Source organism: Arthrobacter sp. N199823 (assembly GCF_002929705.1).
Lineage (GTDB): Bacteria > Actinomycetota > Actinomycetes > Actinomycetales > Micrococcaceae > Specibacter.
Genome location: NZ_PJIN01000008.1, coordinates 109,997 through 124,468, shown reverse-complemented (window position 1 = coordinate 124,468; position 14,472 = coordinate 109,997). Strand labels below are relative to the sequence as shown.

At 61.4% G+C, this 14,472-nt stretch carries 14 protein-coding genes; 10 read left to right on the top strand and 4 right to left on the bottom strand.

The features are described from left to right. Positions 1-131 precede the first annotated feature (131 nt). From CXQ93_RS15970 to CXQ93_RS15945, 6 genes are all read left to right on the top strand, one after another. Entirely contained in the window at positions 132-1,589 is a 1,458-nt protein-coding gene (locus tag CXQ93_RS15970; RefSeq protein ID WP_104111414.1) for an MFS transporter, read from the top strand. 70 nt (positions 1,590-1,659) lie between these two features. Further along, positions 1,660-2,319 (top strand): dihydrofolate reductase family protein, encoded by a 660-nt coding sequence (locus CXQ93_RS15965; RefSeq protein WP_104111413.1) that lies wholly within the window; start codon positions 1,660-1,662, stop codon positions 2,317-2,319. Between the two features lie 172 nt (positions 2,320-2,491). Then, the gene (locus CXQ93_RS15960) at positions 2,492-4,156 is read left to right on the top strand and encodes an ABC transporter substrate-binding protein (RefSeq protein WP_104111412.1); all 1,665 of its coding nucleotides are present in this window, start codon (positions 2,492-2,494) and stop codon (positions 4,154-4,156) included. Between the two features lie 23 nt (positions 4,157-4,179). Further along, the gene (locus CXQ93_RS15955; protein ID WP_104111411.1) at positions 4,180-5,175 is read left to right on the top strand and encodes an ABC transporter permease; all 996 of its coding nucleotides are present in this window, start codon (positions 4,180-4,182) and stop codon (positions 5,173-5,175) included. Further along, the gene (locus tag CXQ93_RS15950) at positions 5,172-5,978 is read left to right on the top strand and encodes an ABC transporter permease (protein WP_104111410.1); all 807 of its coding nucleotides are present in this window, start codon (positions 5,172-5,174) and stop codon (positions 5,976-5,978) included. The genes CXQ93_RS15955 and CXQ93_RS15950 overlap by 4 nt, the downstream gene beginning before the upstream one ends. Continuing rightward, complete coding sequence (locus tag CXQ93_RS15945; protein WP_104111409.1) at positions 5,975-7,633, top strand: ABC transporter ATP-binding protein; 1,659 nt, start codon at positions 5,975-5,977, stop codon at positions 7,631-7,633. The genes CXQ93_RS15950 and CXQ93_RS15945 overlap by 4 nt, the downstream gene beginning before the upstream one ends. Before the next feature lie 32 nt (positions 7,634-7,665). Here the strand turns inward: CXQ93_RS15945 and CXQ93_RS15940 are convergent, their stop codons facing one another. From CXQ93_RS15940 to CXQ93_RS15930, 3 genes are all read right to left on the bottom strand, one after another. Further along, the gene (locus tag CXQ93_RS15940) at positions 7,666-7,971 is read right to left on the bottom strand and encodes a putative quinol monooxygenase (protein WP_104111408.1); all 306 of its coding nucleotides are present in this window, start codon (positions 7,969-7,971) and stop codon (positions 7,666-7,668) included. Positions 7,972-8,088: 117 nt separating this feature from the next. Next, the gene (locus CXQ93_RS15935) at positions 8,089-8,583 is read right to left on the bottom strand and encodes a DUF1801 domain-containing protein (RefSeq protein WP_104111407.1); all 495 of its coding nucleotides are present in this window, start codon (positions 8,581-8,583) and stop codon (positions 8,089-8,091) included. 151 nt (positions 8,584-8,734) lie between these two features. Beyond that, positions 8,735-9,676, bottom strand: coding sequence for a helix-turn-helix transcriptional regulator (locus tag CXQ93_RS15930; protein WP_104111406.1), 942 nt, complete (start codon positions 9,674-9,676; stop codon positions 8,735-8,737). A gap of 167 nt (positions 9,677-9,843) precedes the next feature. On the opposite strand from CXQ93_RS15930, the gene CXQ93_RS15925 reads away from it, so the two are divergent. The 4 genes from CXQ93_RS15925 to CXQ93_RS15905 all read left to right on the top strand — a co-directional run bounded on the left by CXQ93_RS15925 (position 9,844) and on the right by CXQ93_RS15905 (position 14,048). Further along, positions 9,844-11,094 carry an MFS transporter gene (locus CXQ93_RS15925; RefSeq protein ID WP_258069064.1) on the top strand — a complete coding sequence of 417 codons (1,251 nt, stop codon included), beginning with the start codon at positions 9,844-9,846 and terminating at the stop codon, positions 11,092-11,094. Between the two features lie 105 nt (positions 11,095-11,199). Then, entirely contained in the window at positions 11,200-12,240 is a 1,041-nt protein-coding gene (locus CXQ93_RS15920; RefSeq protein ID WP_104111405.1) for an NAD(P)-dependent alcohol dehydrogenase, read from the top strand. Positions 12,241-12,295: 55 nt separating this feature from the next. Continuing rightward, the gene (locus CXQ93_RS15915; protein ID WP_104111404.1) at positions 12,296-12,853 is read left to right on the top strand and encodes a cyclophilin-like fold protein; all 558 of its coding nucleotides are present in this window, start codon (positions 12,296-12,298) and stop codon (positions 12,851-12,853) included. Between the two features lie 67 nt (positions 12,854-12,920). Then, positions 12,921-14,048 (top strand): sorbosone dehydrogenase family protein, encoded by a 1,128-nt coding sequence (locus CXQ93_RS15905; protein ID WP_219817373.1) that lies wholly within the window; start codon positions 12,921-12,923, stop codon positions 14,046-14,048. A gap of 11 nt (positions 14,049-14,059) precedes the next feature. Here the strand turns inward: CXQ93_RS15905 and CXQ93_RS15900 are convergent, their stop codons facing one another. Then, positions 14,060-14,452 (bottom strand): RidA family protein, encoded by a 393-nt coding sequence (locus tag CXQ93_RS15900; RefSeq protein ID WP_104111401.1) that lies wholly within the window; start codon positions 14,450-14,452, stop codon positions 14,060-14,062. Positions 14,453-14,472 lie beyond the last annotated feature (20 nt).

Sequence of the window (14,472 nt, the reverse complement as noted above, 5' to 3'; positions counted from 1 at the left end):
GGCGACAATGGGAATAATCAACCCTTGGCATCCGATTGCCACAGATGGCGGCGCCAACACAGAATTAACCAGTCAAGGTTAGCCCCTCAAGGAATTCCCGGCACCACCTTCTGCCCGCACCAAAGGAAGCAATGAAAACAGCTCAACCCGCCACCACAGTCCGCCGCTCGTGGCCACTCATTGCCGTCCTAGCAGTCACTGGTGCATGCGCATCATTCATGTTTACTCTGGTGGTGCCGATCCAGGCTCAATTGCCGGAACTATTGAACGCACCACGGGAAGCCACGGCGTGGGTGGTCACCATTACGCTGTTGACCTCGGCCGTCGTTACTCCTATCTCCGGGCGTCTGGGGGATCTCCTGGGCAAACGCAAGATCATTTTGGTGCTGTTGCTCGCCCTGATTGTCGGCAACGTTCTGGCAGCCGCCTCAACTAATCTGACCGTTCTGCTGGTGGGGCGCGCACTGCAGGGGCTCATGACAGGAGTCATCCCGCTGGGCATCGCCGTCCTCCGCGATCATTTGCCGGCAAAGCGAGTGGGTGGTGCCGTTGCGCTGATCAGCGCGTCCTTTGGCTTCGGTGCCGCACTTGGCTTGCCCATCAGCTCCTTCATTGCAGATTCCCTTGACTGGCACGCCCTGTTCTGGACCGCTACGGTACTCGGCGTGGTGTTGTTTGCGCTCGTGGCGTGGATCGTGCCCAAGGATACGGAATTCGCAGCCGGGCGCTTCGACTACGTGGGTGCAGTTGGCCTGTCCATTGCTTTGTCCGCAATTCTCGTAGCCGTCGCCCAGGGCAACGCGTGGGGATGGAGCTCACCGGCGACCTTGATTTTGGGCATTGGCGGCGTTCTGGTGCTTTTGGCTTGGGGAGCTTTTGAACTGCGGCTCAAGGACCCCGCGGTTGATCTTCGCGTGGCCGCACGTCCGGCCGTGCTGATGACAAACCTCGCCTCGATAGCCTTGGGTTTTGCGTTCTTTTCATCCGCAGTGTTGTTCCCCCAAATTCTGCAACTCCCCACAAGTCCCGGCTTCGGACTGGGCCAAACGCTCATCACCATCGGTCTCATCCTTGCCCCTGCCGGACTGGTGCAAATTGCCATGGCGCCGGTAGCAGCTCGGTTGAATGGCACCGTGGGAGGCCGTGCCACCTTAGTCCTGAGCGCCGTCGTCATTGCATTCGCCTACGTATTAGCGCTGCTGGCATCCACGGAAATCTGGCACATTCTTCTCGCGAATGCTTTGGTGGGGGCCGGGATCGGCATCGGTTACTCCGCCATGCCCATGCTCATTATGGGCGCTGTCAAGCCCACCGAGACCGGCGCCGCGAACGGTTTGAACTCCCTCATGCGTGCCTTGGGTACCAGTAGCGCAGCGGCAGTCATGGGCGCCATTCTTGCAGCATCCAGTGCCGGTCACTCAGCACCCACGGCGGCCGGATTCCAGCTGGGCTTTGCCATCGCCCTTGGCGCCACTGTGCTCGCCGGGGCGCTGGCCCTGTGCATTCCACGGCCACAACCGGAAGAAGCGCACATCGTGGAGCTGACCGGCATTCAATCGGCGAGTGAACCAAGCCCTTCCCAGCCCTGACACCCCAGCAGTACAGTGAATGATGGTGGACGCCGCTGTCCCTCAGACACCCCACGATGGGAGCATGAGAATGACTCGCGTTCGGCTCGACCTGTTTCTCTCACTGGATGGGTTCACCTCTTCGACCAAGCAAAGCGCTGAAAATCCCATGGGAGAGGACTGGGGCCGCCTGACAGAGAACTACGCCGCAACCCGTACGTTCCGCGAACACGTCTTCAATGACACCAGCGGAGCGGGTACCTCCGGCGTCGACGATGCCTACGCCAGCGCGTTCTTTGACGGTATCGGCGCCGAGATTATGGGAGCGGGCATGTTCGGCCTCCACACATTCCCCCATGATCCGCAGTGGCAAGGGTGGTGGGGTGCCCAGCCACCTTTCGGGTGCCCGGTCTATATTCTCAGCAAGACCGCGCCGCGTCCCATGATTCCCATGGAGGGCGGAACAACCTTCCATTTCAGAAACGCCGCACTCGAGGACGTGCTCGCCGAAGCCGGCCTGGCCGCCGGCGACTTGGACGTGCGGATCGGCGGTGGGGTTGGCACGGCACGCAACTTCTTACGGGCGGGCTTGGTCGATGACCTGCATCTGCTGATTGCTCCGATCATTCTGGGGCGGGGAACTCGGCTCTGGGACGGGCTGGACGGACTCGAGCGCACCCATGATGTGCGGACCGAGGTGGCCGAGAGCGGCACCATCCACGTAAACTTCACGCGAAAAGTCGGTAGCTGAGGGAAAGTCCACCGCACCTATGATGTGCCTCATATATCGCTGCGCACACGGCCCTCAAGCCGCTAAAGTGGTTGGCGGTGCCCGCTGACGCGTGCCTCCAGGCTAAAACCTGTGAGGACCGAGGGAGAGAGCACCTGCATCGCTCCATTCACCGGTTCGCAGGAAGACCCTCATGACTCTCGCTCGCCCCTTGGCCACCAAGCTATTTCCGATCGCGACGGCCCTGGCCGCAGCATTGGTTCTGGCCGGCTGCACGCCCTCAGGCACAACGTCGGACGCCAGCTCCGATCCCGGCTCACCCGTCACCGGTGGGAACCTTGTGTACGCTTCCGGTGATGCCGAACCCAGCTGTTTGGATCCGCACGTTGGCGGCAACTATCCCCAGGCTTTGGTTGCCTCGCAGTATCTGGAGACGCTGTACACCAAGGACGCCGAAGGCAAGCTGATCCCCTGGCTCGCTGCGGACTCCACCGTGTCCGACGACGGGCTGACGCGGACTGTTTCGATCCGTGACGGTATCACCTTCACCGATGGCACCGCCTTGGACGCCGCTGCCGTCAAGGCCAACTTTGAACACCTCTTGGACCCCAAAACGGCATCCTCCACCGGATACCTGGCCCTGGGCAAGATCGCGTCCATGAAGGCTGTTGATGCGAGCACACTCGAGCTCAAGCTGAAGACTCCGGATAATTCCCTGCTCGAATCCTTCTCCATGCCGTGGGTGGCCATTGAATCCCCCACAGCCTTGAAGCGCACCCAGGAAGAAAACTGTGCTGCTCCCGTGGGCACCGGACCGTTCAAGGTTCAATCCTGGAAGAAGCAGTACTCCGTGCAAATGGTCCGCAACGCAGACTACGTTCTTCCGGTCGCAGGGGCCGCCCATGCGGGGCCGGCCTACCTGGACTCGATCACCTGGCGCTTCATCCCCGAGGCAGCTACGCGTTACGCAGCCCTTCAGGCCGGTGAAGTCGACATCATTGACAACGCCCAGCCAGATGCCATCGCCACAGCTGTCAAGACTTCAACCATCAAGCATTTGGATGCACCGCGCCCTGGTGCTTCCAACCGGATAGAGCTGAACTCCTCCAAGGCCCCGTTCAACGACGAAAAGGTCCGCGAGGCCTTCATTCACGCGGTGAACATCAATGCCAGCGTCGATTCATTGTTCTTTGGCTCGGCTAAACGCTCATACTCGCCGCTGTCCAGCGTGGAACCCCTGGCTTACTCAGAGGAATCACTGTTCAACTACGACCCCACGAAGGCTGGCACGTTGTTGGACGCAGCTGGTTGGAGTGAACGTGATGCGCAGGGCTACCGTGTCAAGAACGGCGTCCGGCTCTCCCTGACCTTCCCCGTCAGCACCAGCCAGTCCATCCCCGCCGAGCAGTCGCTCTTTGAGCAGATACAGGCAACGGCTAAGGAATCAGGCATCGAGGTTCAGATCAACTTGCTGGATATCTCCAGCTGGTACGGTGAGCTGTTTACCAACAGCTACAACTTGGTCTCCGCCCCGTACACCAAGGTGGGCCCTGGCGTGTTGTCCATCCTGTTCCATTCTGATTCCACCATCCCTGCACCGTCGGGATACTTCGCCAACCTCTCCCAGGTTAAGGACCCGGCCCTGGATGCCTTGCTGAACACCGCAGGTTCCACCAAGGATGAGGCCCAGCGTAAGGACCTTTACACCCAGGCCCAGAAGAAGGTGCTCGAGGGCTACTACCTTTTGCCGCTCTATGATCAGCAAAACCACTTCTTGTACTCAGAGAAACTGAAGAACGTGGGTGCCACCACAGCCGTGGCCTCGCCCATCTTCTTTGATACCTGGCTGGCTAACTAAGCTCCCTTGGAGCCAAACCCATCATGAGTGATTTTGCCAAGATTCAAAGCAGCCCATCCGGTGTGGCGGGGACCTCCCATGGCACCAGGTCCGCCGCGCGCTGGCTGCTGAGCAAGATCATGGGCGGAATCTTTGTGCTCTGGGCCGTTTTCACGGCCATATTCTTTGGACTCCGGATGATTCCCGGGGACCCGGCACAGGCCATCATGGGCGGTCCGGGATCGCAGGCTTCAGCCGAGGCCTTGGCTGCGGCGCGTGAACAGTACGGCTTGGACCAGCCGCTTTACGTTCAGTATTTTGCTCAGTTGTGGCGCTTGGTTCAGGGTGATTTGGGCACATCCTATTCGCTGAAGAGCCCCGTGGTGGAGGTTCTTGCCGAGCTGCTACCGCCCACGCTGATCCTTGCCGGGCTGGCTCTGCTCGTAGCCTGGGCCATGGCCTTGGTGCTTGCCGTGCTGTCCACACGCAGCGGGGCCGTGGGTGTTGCACTGGGCTCGGGACTGGAGATCATCTCAGCTGCCGTGCCACACTTTTGGCTGGCCAGCGTGCTGATCATGCTATTTTCCACGATGCTGGGCTGGCTTCCGCCGGTGAGTACCAATACCCCGGCCGGTCTAGTGCTGCCCATCATTACGTTGGCCCTGCCGCTGGCTGGATTTATGGGTCAGGTCATGCGAGACAGCATGGCCGAAGCCCAACGTTCCGCCTTTGCGTTGTCTGCCCGGGCCCGCGGAGAATCGGAGACCGGGGTACTCCTGCGGCATTCCCTGCGGCACGGGGCACTGGGCGGCATTGCACTCTCCGGATGGGCCTTAGGGTCCCTGCTCTCTGGCGCGGTAGTGGTTGAATCCATCTTTGCCCGCCCCGGGCTGGGACGATCCCTGCTCTCAGCCGTCACGGCACGGGACATCCCTCTCGTCACCGGCGTTGCCCTGTTCTCAGCTGCCGCCTACGTGTTGATCATGGCATTCTCTGATCTTGCCGAACGCCTGGTTGATCCTCGGATCGGCAGATCATGAGCACCCATCTAGCGAAGCTCCCCCGGCTTCTGGCCGCTGCCCTTCTGCTCTTTTTTCTGCTGGCAGCTATTGCACCCAACCTTCTAGCACCCGTTGATCCGCTGGCCATTGATCCTGCCGCGGCGTTCTCGGCGCCCGGGCCAGGGCATCTGCTGGGCACTGATGAATCGGGACGTGATATTTACTCACGCATCATTCACGGTGCTCGGTCCTCGCTGCTCATTGGCGCTGCGGCTACCGCGATTGGGCTTGGCCTGGCGTTAGTACTGGGCACCCTTGCGGGTTTTGGCGGACGATGGCTGGACTTTGGCGTGGGCCGCATCCTCGAGGTGCTCTTTGCCTTGCCCGGGCTGCTGCTGGCACTGGTGTTCATTGCCCTGGCCGGGCCCGGAGTCACCACCACCGTCATCGCCGTGGGCCTGACCTGGGCACCCGGATATGCCCGCATGATTCGTGCGCAGATTATCGCCTTGCGCAGCTCTGCCATGGTTGAGGCTGCCACAGTGCTGGGACGACGCCGGTCACGGATCCTTCTCGTTCACATCTTGCCTAACGCTCTTGCTCCCTTGGCAGTTTTAGCAACACTGGGGCTGGGGCAGGCGATTCTTTGGGCGGCGTCGTTGAGCTTCTTGGGGCTGGGCTCGCCTCCGCCGGCCCCTGAGTGGGGCACCATGTTATCTGCCGGGCGTACCTATCTGTCGCTGGCGTGGTGGATGACCTTTTTCCCGGGACTGGCCATTGTGCTGGTGGCCGCCGCCGCGACTGTCCTGTCTCGATCGATGAAGGCTGGAGGAAGCCGATGAGCGCTAGTGAACCTCTCTTGCGAGTGAAGGATTTGGACGTTTCCTTTGGCGGAAACAGCGTGGTAAGCGGCATTTCTTTCACCGTGAACCCCGGCGAATGCTTGGCGCTGGTGGGTGAATCCGGCTCAGGTAAATCCGTGACAGCCAGGTCGCTCCTCGGTTTGGCAGGACCCGGCTCGCATGTGCGCGCCACTGCGCTAGATGTCGCGGGCAAGGACGCCCGGAACTTCTCACAGCGAAGCTGGCGCTCACTGCGTGGCAAAGAGGTGGGGTTCATCCTGCAAGACGCACTAACGTCGCTGGATCCGCTGCGGACCGTGGGTAAGGAGATTGACGATGCCTTGCGCCTGCATTCTAGTGGTTCCGGTTCCCAGCGCGCTGCCCGCGTGGTTGAACTGCTGGAAGCCGTTGGCCTGGACGATCCGCTGCGGCGGGCCTCCCAAAGGTCAGGTGAACTCTCTGGCGGGATGCGCCAACGGGCACTCATTGCATCAGCCATTGCTCTCGATCCGCTGCTGATCATTGCCGATGAACCCACTACTGCGCTGGATGCAACGATTGCCGCATCCGTCATGGATCTACTGGGTGATTTACGCCGGGCAGGTTCCGGAATGCTGTTGATCAGCCACGACCTTGCCACTGTGGCCAGTGTGGCCGACTCAATTGCCGTCATGGCGGCCGGACGCATCGTGGAAAGAGGAACGCGCGAACAAGTCCTCAACAGTCCCCAACACCCGTATACCCGCGCATTGCTGGCGGCCGCTCCCGCTGGCAAACCCCGTTTTACCAAGCTCTCACCCGCGAGCACCCATCCAAAACCGCCTCCGCTGCAACCCGAGCAAGCGACGGTGCATCAGGGTGAGGAAGACGGCGTCGTGCTTCCAGTTTTGAGCGCACGGGGGCTGATCAAGAACTTTCCGCTATCCAAAACGGAGAATTTCCGGGCCGTGCACAACGTCAATTTCGATCTATTGCCGGGTCAAACTCTTGGCGTGGTGGGCGAATCCGGTTCCGGAAAGACAACCACTGCCCGCATGGCTTTGGGGCTGCTGCGGACTGACGCGGGAACTGTGGAACTGCTCGGCGGCCCGTGGAGCCAGGTGCCCGAATCAGCCCGCCGAAACCGACGCTCCTCGCTGGGAGCCGTGTATCAGGATCCGCTGTCATCGTTTGATCCGCGACATAGTGCCGAGGCGATTTTGGCTGACGCCCTGAGCCTTGGCGCCACGCGCAACCCCCGAGCCCATAGGCAGCAAATCTCTGAATTACTTAGTTTGGTGGGCTTGGCGCCGGACATGGCACAACGCCGTCCGGCCACGCTCTCGGGCGGACAACGCCAACGCCTGGCCATAGCCCGCGCGCTGGCACCGAAGCCGAAGGTGCTGATCTGCGACGAACCGGTCTCGGCGCTGGATGTCTCCGTGCAGGCCCAGGTCCTTGACCTGTTGGATGAGCTGCAGCAGCGCCTTGGCCTGAGCTACCTGTTCATCTCCCACGACCTTGCGGTCATCCGGCACATGAGCGATCACGTGCTGGTCATGCGCGCAGGGGAAGTGGTTGAATCCGGGACTACCGAATCGGTCTTCACTGCGCCGGCGCATGAGTACACGCGTTCACTCTTGGCGGCCGCTCCCCCGTCCTTGAGCTCCATTTAGCAACACGGCTGAAGATCCTGTGAGTGCCCTGACTAGGAATCGGTGGGGTTCGCAAAAGTCTGGATGGACCGGCTGGCCAAGCGCGGGATGATCTGCGACGCGCCAATCCGCGCAATATGTTCATACTCGCGATGTGCGGCAAATCCTTCGGCGTCGGTGTAGCGTTCCAGGATGACGATGTGGTCAGGGTCCTCGGCGCCTTGAAAGAAATCATAGGACACGTTTGCGGCTTCCTGGCGGGTGGCAGCAGCCATCTCACCGAGCAACGCCAGCACCGTGTCAACCTCGCCGGATTTAACGGTATATCGGACAACAACTTGAAAAAATGTCTCTGCCATATCAGCCAACCTAGCTCTTGAATCATGTGGACTTGTCAGACCCACCATAGTAGCTGGCAACCGATTGCACGAGCTAGAATCTTGAGGCCTATGGGAAAGCGATCGCCGACGGCGCGGTCAAGTCCGTTTCCCACCCACACCGGGCACGGCGGTGGCTTGTTGCATCCACGTAGCAATCTGGGAATGGTCCATCCGGGCTAGAGACGCGATCTCTACGCCCCGCGTCGCCTTGCCCATGCCCACCGGCGTCACCGGCGGGACGGGCTGGAGCGCTGCTCCGTTCACAAACATAAGCTTGATGTGGCCCACGAACGCACCGCTGCTGAAACACCAACCCTTGCCTATGCCGTAGTAGGCCATGCCCCACTTAATGGAGCGTTCCAGACCCGGCAGAGTCTTGGCCGCCAGCGCATCAACGGCCTCGGCAATTCCACGCTGCGGTTCCGGAAGACTGGCGATATACGCGAACACCGGGTTGTCGCCAACCGCCGCTTTCGCGGGGCTTGCCCTACCTGTCATGGCATCGCGCAGCTCAAAGCTGCCATTGGTTGAGGCCGCGCTGGACGTGGCTGAATGTGTGGCAGCGTCCTTGCCATGCTCCGTGCTGGTCATGGCGACATATTACTCCTTGGCTCCTCGTCAGAGCAGCTACGCTGCCACGCAAAAGCATGAGCAACCACATATTGCCTGACAGCCCGCAACCGGACTGTCAAGGCCGGTCAACTCGCGGGCAGTGAAGAATCGTGGAGCGTCAGCGTCACCGTCAGCGGTCAGTGGATTCCGGTGCCGGAATTGCGGAGGTCTGTACAGCCGGGTTTTGGACTGCCGACGTGTGGACAGGTAACGTCGGGGCACCATATTCGGTAGCCGCCCACGAGGCGAGCAGGCGCAGCGACTGTTCGGAGGCGGAGCCAGGTTCGGCGGCATAAATGGTCAGTGTCAGACCAGGTTCGGCAGCCATCTCCAAGCCCTCGAATGCGAGGGTGAGCTCGCCAACAACCGGGTGGTGGAAGGTCTTGGATCCGGTCCCGTGATGGCGAACGTTGTGCGCGCCCCACCGTCGCCGGAAGTCCTCGGAGAGGGTACTAATCTCCCCGATCAGATCGTGAAGGTCCTTATTATGCGGGTCGCGGGCCGCTTCCGTGCGCAAGATAGCGACCGTCACCTCCGCAAATAACTCCCAATCGGGATAAAAGTCGTGTGCCCGCTCGTCTAGGAAGGTGTACCGGGCGATGTTGGGCGGCTGGCCCGGCATGTCATAGACGTCCTTGTAGAACGCCCGGGCCAGCGGGTTGGCGGCCAAGATGTCCATACGTCCGTTGCGGACGAACGCTGGGCCGGCAGTGACTGCGTCCAGCGTCCACTGCAAACTTTGGTGCCCCGCCCAGGTCTTGGAATTGCGGCGCCGCGGCGGCCTGGCCACAGGACTGGCCGCATGGGCGAGATCAAACAGGTGAGCGCGTTCGGCGTCATCAAGGCGCAGCGCCTTGGCGAGGCTATCGAGGACTTCCGGCGACGCACCGCTGATGGCGCCGCGTTCCATGCGGGTGTAATACTCGATGCTCACTCCGGCCATGGTGGCCACTTCACTGCGCCGCAGACCCGCGACCCGCCGGTTGGTGCCAGCGGGGAGCCCCACCTGCTCCGGGCTGACCTTGGCGCGGCGTGAAGAAAGGAACTCACGCACTTCTGCTCGATTGTTCATGTCCCCACCTTATCCACGGCCCGCGTCTTGAGGGAGTCCCTGCCAGTGCCCCTACCAACCGGGACTCCCTGAGCCGCTCCAACCGGTGTTTACTTGACTCAAAGCAGTCCGCAACGCGGTACCAACAACCCGCAAGTGCCCCAGCCACCAGGAAGACTCTGAACACCTTGACTTCAAAAAACACGCCAAGTAGCAAGGGCAGCAGCACTGCGACGGTGCTGCCACCCAAGCCACCCAAACAGGAGATTCCAGCGGTCGCGGTGGGGCACCGGCTGCCGTTGCCTGCCTTGTTGGTCATGGCGTTGATGGGATTCATCTTGATCTCCACCGAGACGATGCCAGCCGGGCTGCTGCTGCAAATCGCGGGAGGCCTGAACATTGCGGAAGGGACCGCAGGGCAGCTGGTCAGCGCCTACGCCCTCGGCACAGTCATTCTCACGATCCCCGCTATCGCTTTGACCCGCGGCATGCGGCGCAAACCAGTCTTTCTGGTCGGCATCTTGGGATTTCTGCTCGCCAACACCGTTGCGGCCTTCTCCACAGACATCATGCTAACCCTGGCTGTCCGATTCCTTGCCGGGGCATTCTCGGGCCTGCTGTGGGGCATGCTTGCCGGGTACGCCCGCCGCATCACCGCACCGGAGCTGGCTGGCCGAGCCCTGGCCATCGCCTCCCTTGGCACCCCGTTGGGATTGGCGCTGGGAACGCCGTTCGGGTCATGGCTGGGGACCACCTTTGATTGGCGTTGGTCGTTTGGGGTGCTCTCGGCGTTGACTATTCTCACGGCCCTGCTGGCCCTGCTCTTTGTCCCAGACGCGTCGGGACAGGGGGCCGAATCCCAGATCCCCATGGTGCGCGTTTTTGCCATACCGGGTGTCAGCGTGATCCTTGTGGTCATTTTCGCGTGGATGCTGGCGCACAACACTACCTACACCTACATCGCGTCCTATCTGCGTTCGGCAAACATTCCCCTGAGCGTTGATGTGGCTCTGGTGGTGTTCGGCATATCCGCCCTGATCGGCATCGCCCTGACAGGTGTCTTCATTGACCGCGCACCCAGACCCCTGGTGCTGGCTAGTCTGGCCCTGTTCCTCACGGCCGGCGTGATCTTCTTTGCAGGAGCCCACTCCCTTATCGCTGTACTCACCGCGCTAGTGTTGTGGGGAGTTGCCTTTGGCGGAGCAGCGCCGCAATTGCAAACGGCCATTAGCCAAGCAAGTGGCGAGAACGCTGATGTTGCCAACTCTTTGCTCGGGGTGGCGTTCAACCTAGCCATTTTCGGCGCCGGCGTGCTGGGGGCTGTTCTGATCAGCAACTGCGACGCAACGATCCTGGCCCTCGTCATGGTGGTGCTAGGCGCGGTAGCGTTGATCATTGTCTTCACCGCCCGGCGCACAGCATTCCCCGCCCACTACTAACACCGGTGCGGGACTGCGCTGATCCCCGCACTGCCCTAAGCGATCCACCCACAACAAAGTTCCACACCAGTCCATTCACAGCCGTCTATTCACACCAGGAGAAACATGCTCACCGTCAAGGCTTACGCCGCCCCGTCCGCCACTGAGGCACTCGTACCGACCACGCTCACCCGCCGCGATGTGGGCCCGCATGATGTCCTGATCGACATCAAGTTCGCCGGCATCTGCCACTCCGACATCCACACGGTCCGCGGCGACTGGGGACCGCAAAGCTTCCCTCTAACCCCCGGCCATGAAATTGCCGGCATCGTGGTTGAGATTGGCTCCGCCGTCACCCGTCACGCAGTGGGCGATCGCGTTGGAGTCGGCTGCATGGTCAACTCCTGTGGCGAATGCACTCATTGCCAGGCCGGCGAAGAGCAGTACTGCCTCGCGGGAAATACCGGAACATATGGCGCCGTTGATCGCGACGGAACCATCACTCAAGGCGGATATGCCACTCACGTGGTGGTCACAGAAAGCTTCGTCGTCACCATCCCCGACGGCCTCGCCCTCGACGTCGCTGCCCCGTTGCTCTGCGCCGGCATCACCACCTACTCGCCGCTGCGCCATTGGGGCGCGGGCCCGGGCAAGAAGGTCGCGATCGTCGGCATGGGCGGTCTGGGCCACATGGGTGTGAAACTCGCTGCGGCCATGGGTGCTGACGTCACCGTGCTGTCTCAAACCTTGAGCAAGCGCGACGACGGACTTAAGTTTGGTGCCCATCGTTACTATGCAACGAGCGACCCGGAGACGTTCACAGAATTAGCTGGCAGCTTCGATTTGATCGTCAGCACCATCAGCGCTGAAGTCGACATCAACGCTTATCTGCGATTGCTCGCAGTTAACGGCACGCTGGTCTTGGTGGGAGCACCTCCGGAGGCACTGCCCGTTCAAGCTTTCTCATTGATCCCGGCACGCCGTTCCTTCGCTGGCTCCACCATTGGCGGTATCCGCGAGACACAGGAGATGCTGGATTTCTGTGCCGAGCACGGACTGGGTGCCGAAATCGAGGTCATTTCCGCTGAGCAGATCAATGATGCATACGAACGCGTCTTGGCCTCCGATGTCCGGTACCGCTTTGTCATAGACACAGCCACACTGTAACTACCCAAGCCGACCCCGCCAGCCCCTGGGGTTCCAGCCTCAGAAAGGTAAGCCCATGCGGCGACGCGTCCTCACCATCGGGTCTTTGGCAGCACTGTTGGCCTTGGCCGGCTGCACATCGGCCACTGAATCAGGGCCTACCGGCACAGCGAGCGGAACCGGGACTCCGTTAAACCAGGGCCAAGGGGTCAGCAGCAACGCCGCATCAGATCCGGCAACAACGGCAACAGGAGCAACAGTTTCCCCGGCGGAGAAGGTGCTTGTCCGCTTCACCTCCGGGGAAACCGCTGTTGATGTCAGCATTGCCGCCGACAATACCACCGCTAGGGACTTCCTTTCGTTGCTCCCGCTGACCATCCCGGTGGAGGAATTCGCAGGTAAGGAGAAACTAGGGGCACTCCCCCGGGACTTGGTGACTGACGGTTCCCCCGGCTCCGACCCAGAAGACGGAGATCTCATTTACTTCACCCCGTGGGGAAACCTCGGCTTCTATTACAACGCCGCCGGCATCGGCTACTCCGATCAAACCATCCATCTGGGCACTTACAACGCCACGGCCGCACAGTTGGCCCAACTCGAAGGTGGGGCTATCACCGTGGACATCGTGAGGTGAACACAGTGATGAGCCATTCCTTAACCGCGCTCAACCATCAGGGGCGCCACAACCTCAGGAGTTACTTGTGAGCCGCACTCGTTCGTCCGCCGCCACCTTCTTGGGCTTGAGTCTCGCTGCCAGCATCCTGCTGTCATCGTGCACAACAGCACCAGCCTCACCGTCACAGTCCTCATCGCAGCAGTCCGCAACCCCCACATCCGGCCACCCGTCCTCGGGAAGCCAGGCGCCGGCGTCGGGCATGGGCACACCTGCAACCATCTCGACAGGACTGGGAGCGCCATGGTCGGTGGCGTTCCTCAATGACACCCCGCTGGTCAGCGAACGCGACAGTTCCCGTATTCTGGAGGTTGCCAGCGACGGCTCCACACGTGCCATAGGAACCGTGGCTGGCGTCGAAGGCGCAGGCGAAGGCGGCCTCTTGGGTATAGCCGTCGATGGACAAGGACGCCTTTACGCGTACTCAACCGCGGCCGGAGGCAACCGAATCCAACGATTCGCAATCTCCGGCAAGCCTGGGGCACTGGCCCTGGGGCAAGCCGAAACCATCCTCGAGGACATTCCCTCGGCCAGCAACCACAACGGGGGCCGCCTCGCCTTTGGCCCCGATGGCATGCTGTACGCCACCACGGGCGACGCCGGACAGCGGACCCTCGCGCAGGACCTCGGCTCACTCGGCGGCAAGATCCTGCGCATGACGCCGGATGGCGACGTACCGCAGGACAATCCTTTTTCCGGGTCGCTCGTCTACAGCTATGGGCACCGCAACCCGCAAGGACTGGCCTGGGCCGCGGACGGGACCATGTTCGCCACGGAGTTCGGTCAAAACACGTGGGACGAACTGAACATCATCACCGCAGGAGCCAACTACGGCTGGCCAACAGTGGAGGGAGTCGCAACGACAGACGGGTTCACCGATCCGGTCCAGCAATGGAAACCTGACGTGGCCAGTCCCAGCGGCATGGCCCAACGCGACGGCATGCTGTACATCGCCAACCTACGCGGAGAAGTGCTGCGCGCGGTTCCGGTTGCAGACCCCACCACCTCCACCGACTACTTCGTCGGGGAGTTCGGCCGTCTCCGAGATGTCACCGTTGCTCCGAACGGGCCGTTGTGGGTCCTCACCAATAACACCGACGGCCGTGGCACGCCGGGCGCCGAGGATGACCGGATCCTAGCGTTCATCCCCGAATGATCCTGACAGGCTCAGTCCATCCCGCGCATCGCCTGTAGTTCAATCTCCACACTTGCCTTGAGCGGAAGGCCGGCGACGGCGACCGTAGTCCGCGCAGGATATTGGCTGTCAAAATACCTGGCGTACACGGAGTTCATCGCGGCAAAGTCATCCATGTCGACGAGGTAGACGTTGACTTTAACCACATCACTCCAGCGGCAACCGGCCGCCTCGAGAACGATGCCGAGGTTGTCGAACACACGAGCCGTCTGCACCTCGATCCCACCGCTGACCAACTGCCCGGTCTCCGGGTCGATGGGCGTCTGCCCCGACAGGAATAGCAGCCCACCCGGAATCCCGCATGCTTGGGAGTATGGGCCCACAGGTACCGGAGCGCCCTCGGTCATGACATAGTTCAGTTCCATTGTGGAAATCCCCTCTTTTT

Excerpts from the sequence above, each read along its gene's own strand:
- CXQ93_RS15970 (WP_104111414.1), top strand. The coding sequence starts at position 132 with ATGAAAACAGCTCAACCCGCCACCACAGTCCGCCGCTCGTGGCCACTC.
- CXQ93_RS15965 (WP_104111413.1), top strand. The coding sequence starts at position 1,660 with ATGACTCGCGTTCGGCTCGACCTGTTTCTCTCACTGGATGGGTTCACC.
- CXQ93_RS15960 (WP_104111412.1), top strand. The coding sequence starts at position 2,492 with ATGACTCTCGCTCGCCCCTTGGCCACCAAGCTATTTCCGATCGCGACG.
- CXQ93_RS15955 (WP_104111411.1), top strand. The coding sequence starts at position 4,180 with ATGAGTGATTTTGCCAAGATTCAAAGCAGCCCATCCGGTGTGGCGGGG.
- CXQ93_RS15950 (WP_104111410.1), top strand. The coding sequence starts at position 5,172 with ATGAGCACCCATCTAGCGAAGCTCCCCCGGCTTCTGGCCGCTGCCCTT.
- CXQ93_RS15945 (WP_104111409.1), top strand. The coding sequence starts at position 5,975 with ATGAGCGCTAGTGAACCTCTCTTGCGAGTGAAGGATTTGGACGTTTCC.
- CXQ93_RS15940 (WP_104111408.1), bottom strand. The coding sequence starts at position 7,971 with ATGGCAGAGACATTTTTTCAAGTTGTTGTCCGATATACCGTTAAATCC.
- CXQ93_RS15935 (WP_104111407.1), bottom strand. The coding sequence starts at position 8,583 with ATGACCAGCACGGAGCATGGCAAGGACGCTGCCACACATTCAGCCACG.
- CXQ93_RS15930 (WP_104111406.1), bottom strand. The coding sequence starts at position 9,676 with ATGAACAATCGAGCAGAAGTGCGTGAGTTCCTTTCTTCACGCCGCGCC.
- CXQ93_RS15920 (WP_104111405.1), top strand. The coding sequence starts at position 11,200 with ATGCTCACCGTCAAGGCTTACGCCGCCCCGTCCGCCACTGAGGCACTC.
- CXQ93_RS15915 (WP_104111404.1), top strand. The coding sequence starts at position 12,296 with ATGCGGCGACGCGTCCTCACCATCGGGTCTTTGGCAGCACTGTTGGCC.
- CXQ93_RS15900 (WP_104111401.1), bottom strand. The coding sequence starts at position 14,452 with ATGGAACTGAACTATGTCATGACCGAGGGCGCTCCGGTACCTGTGGGC.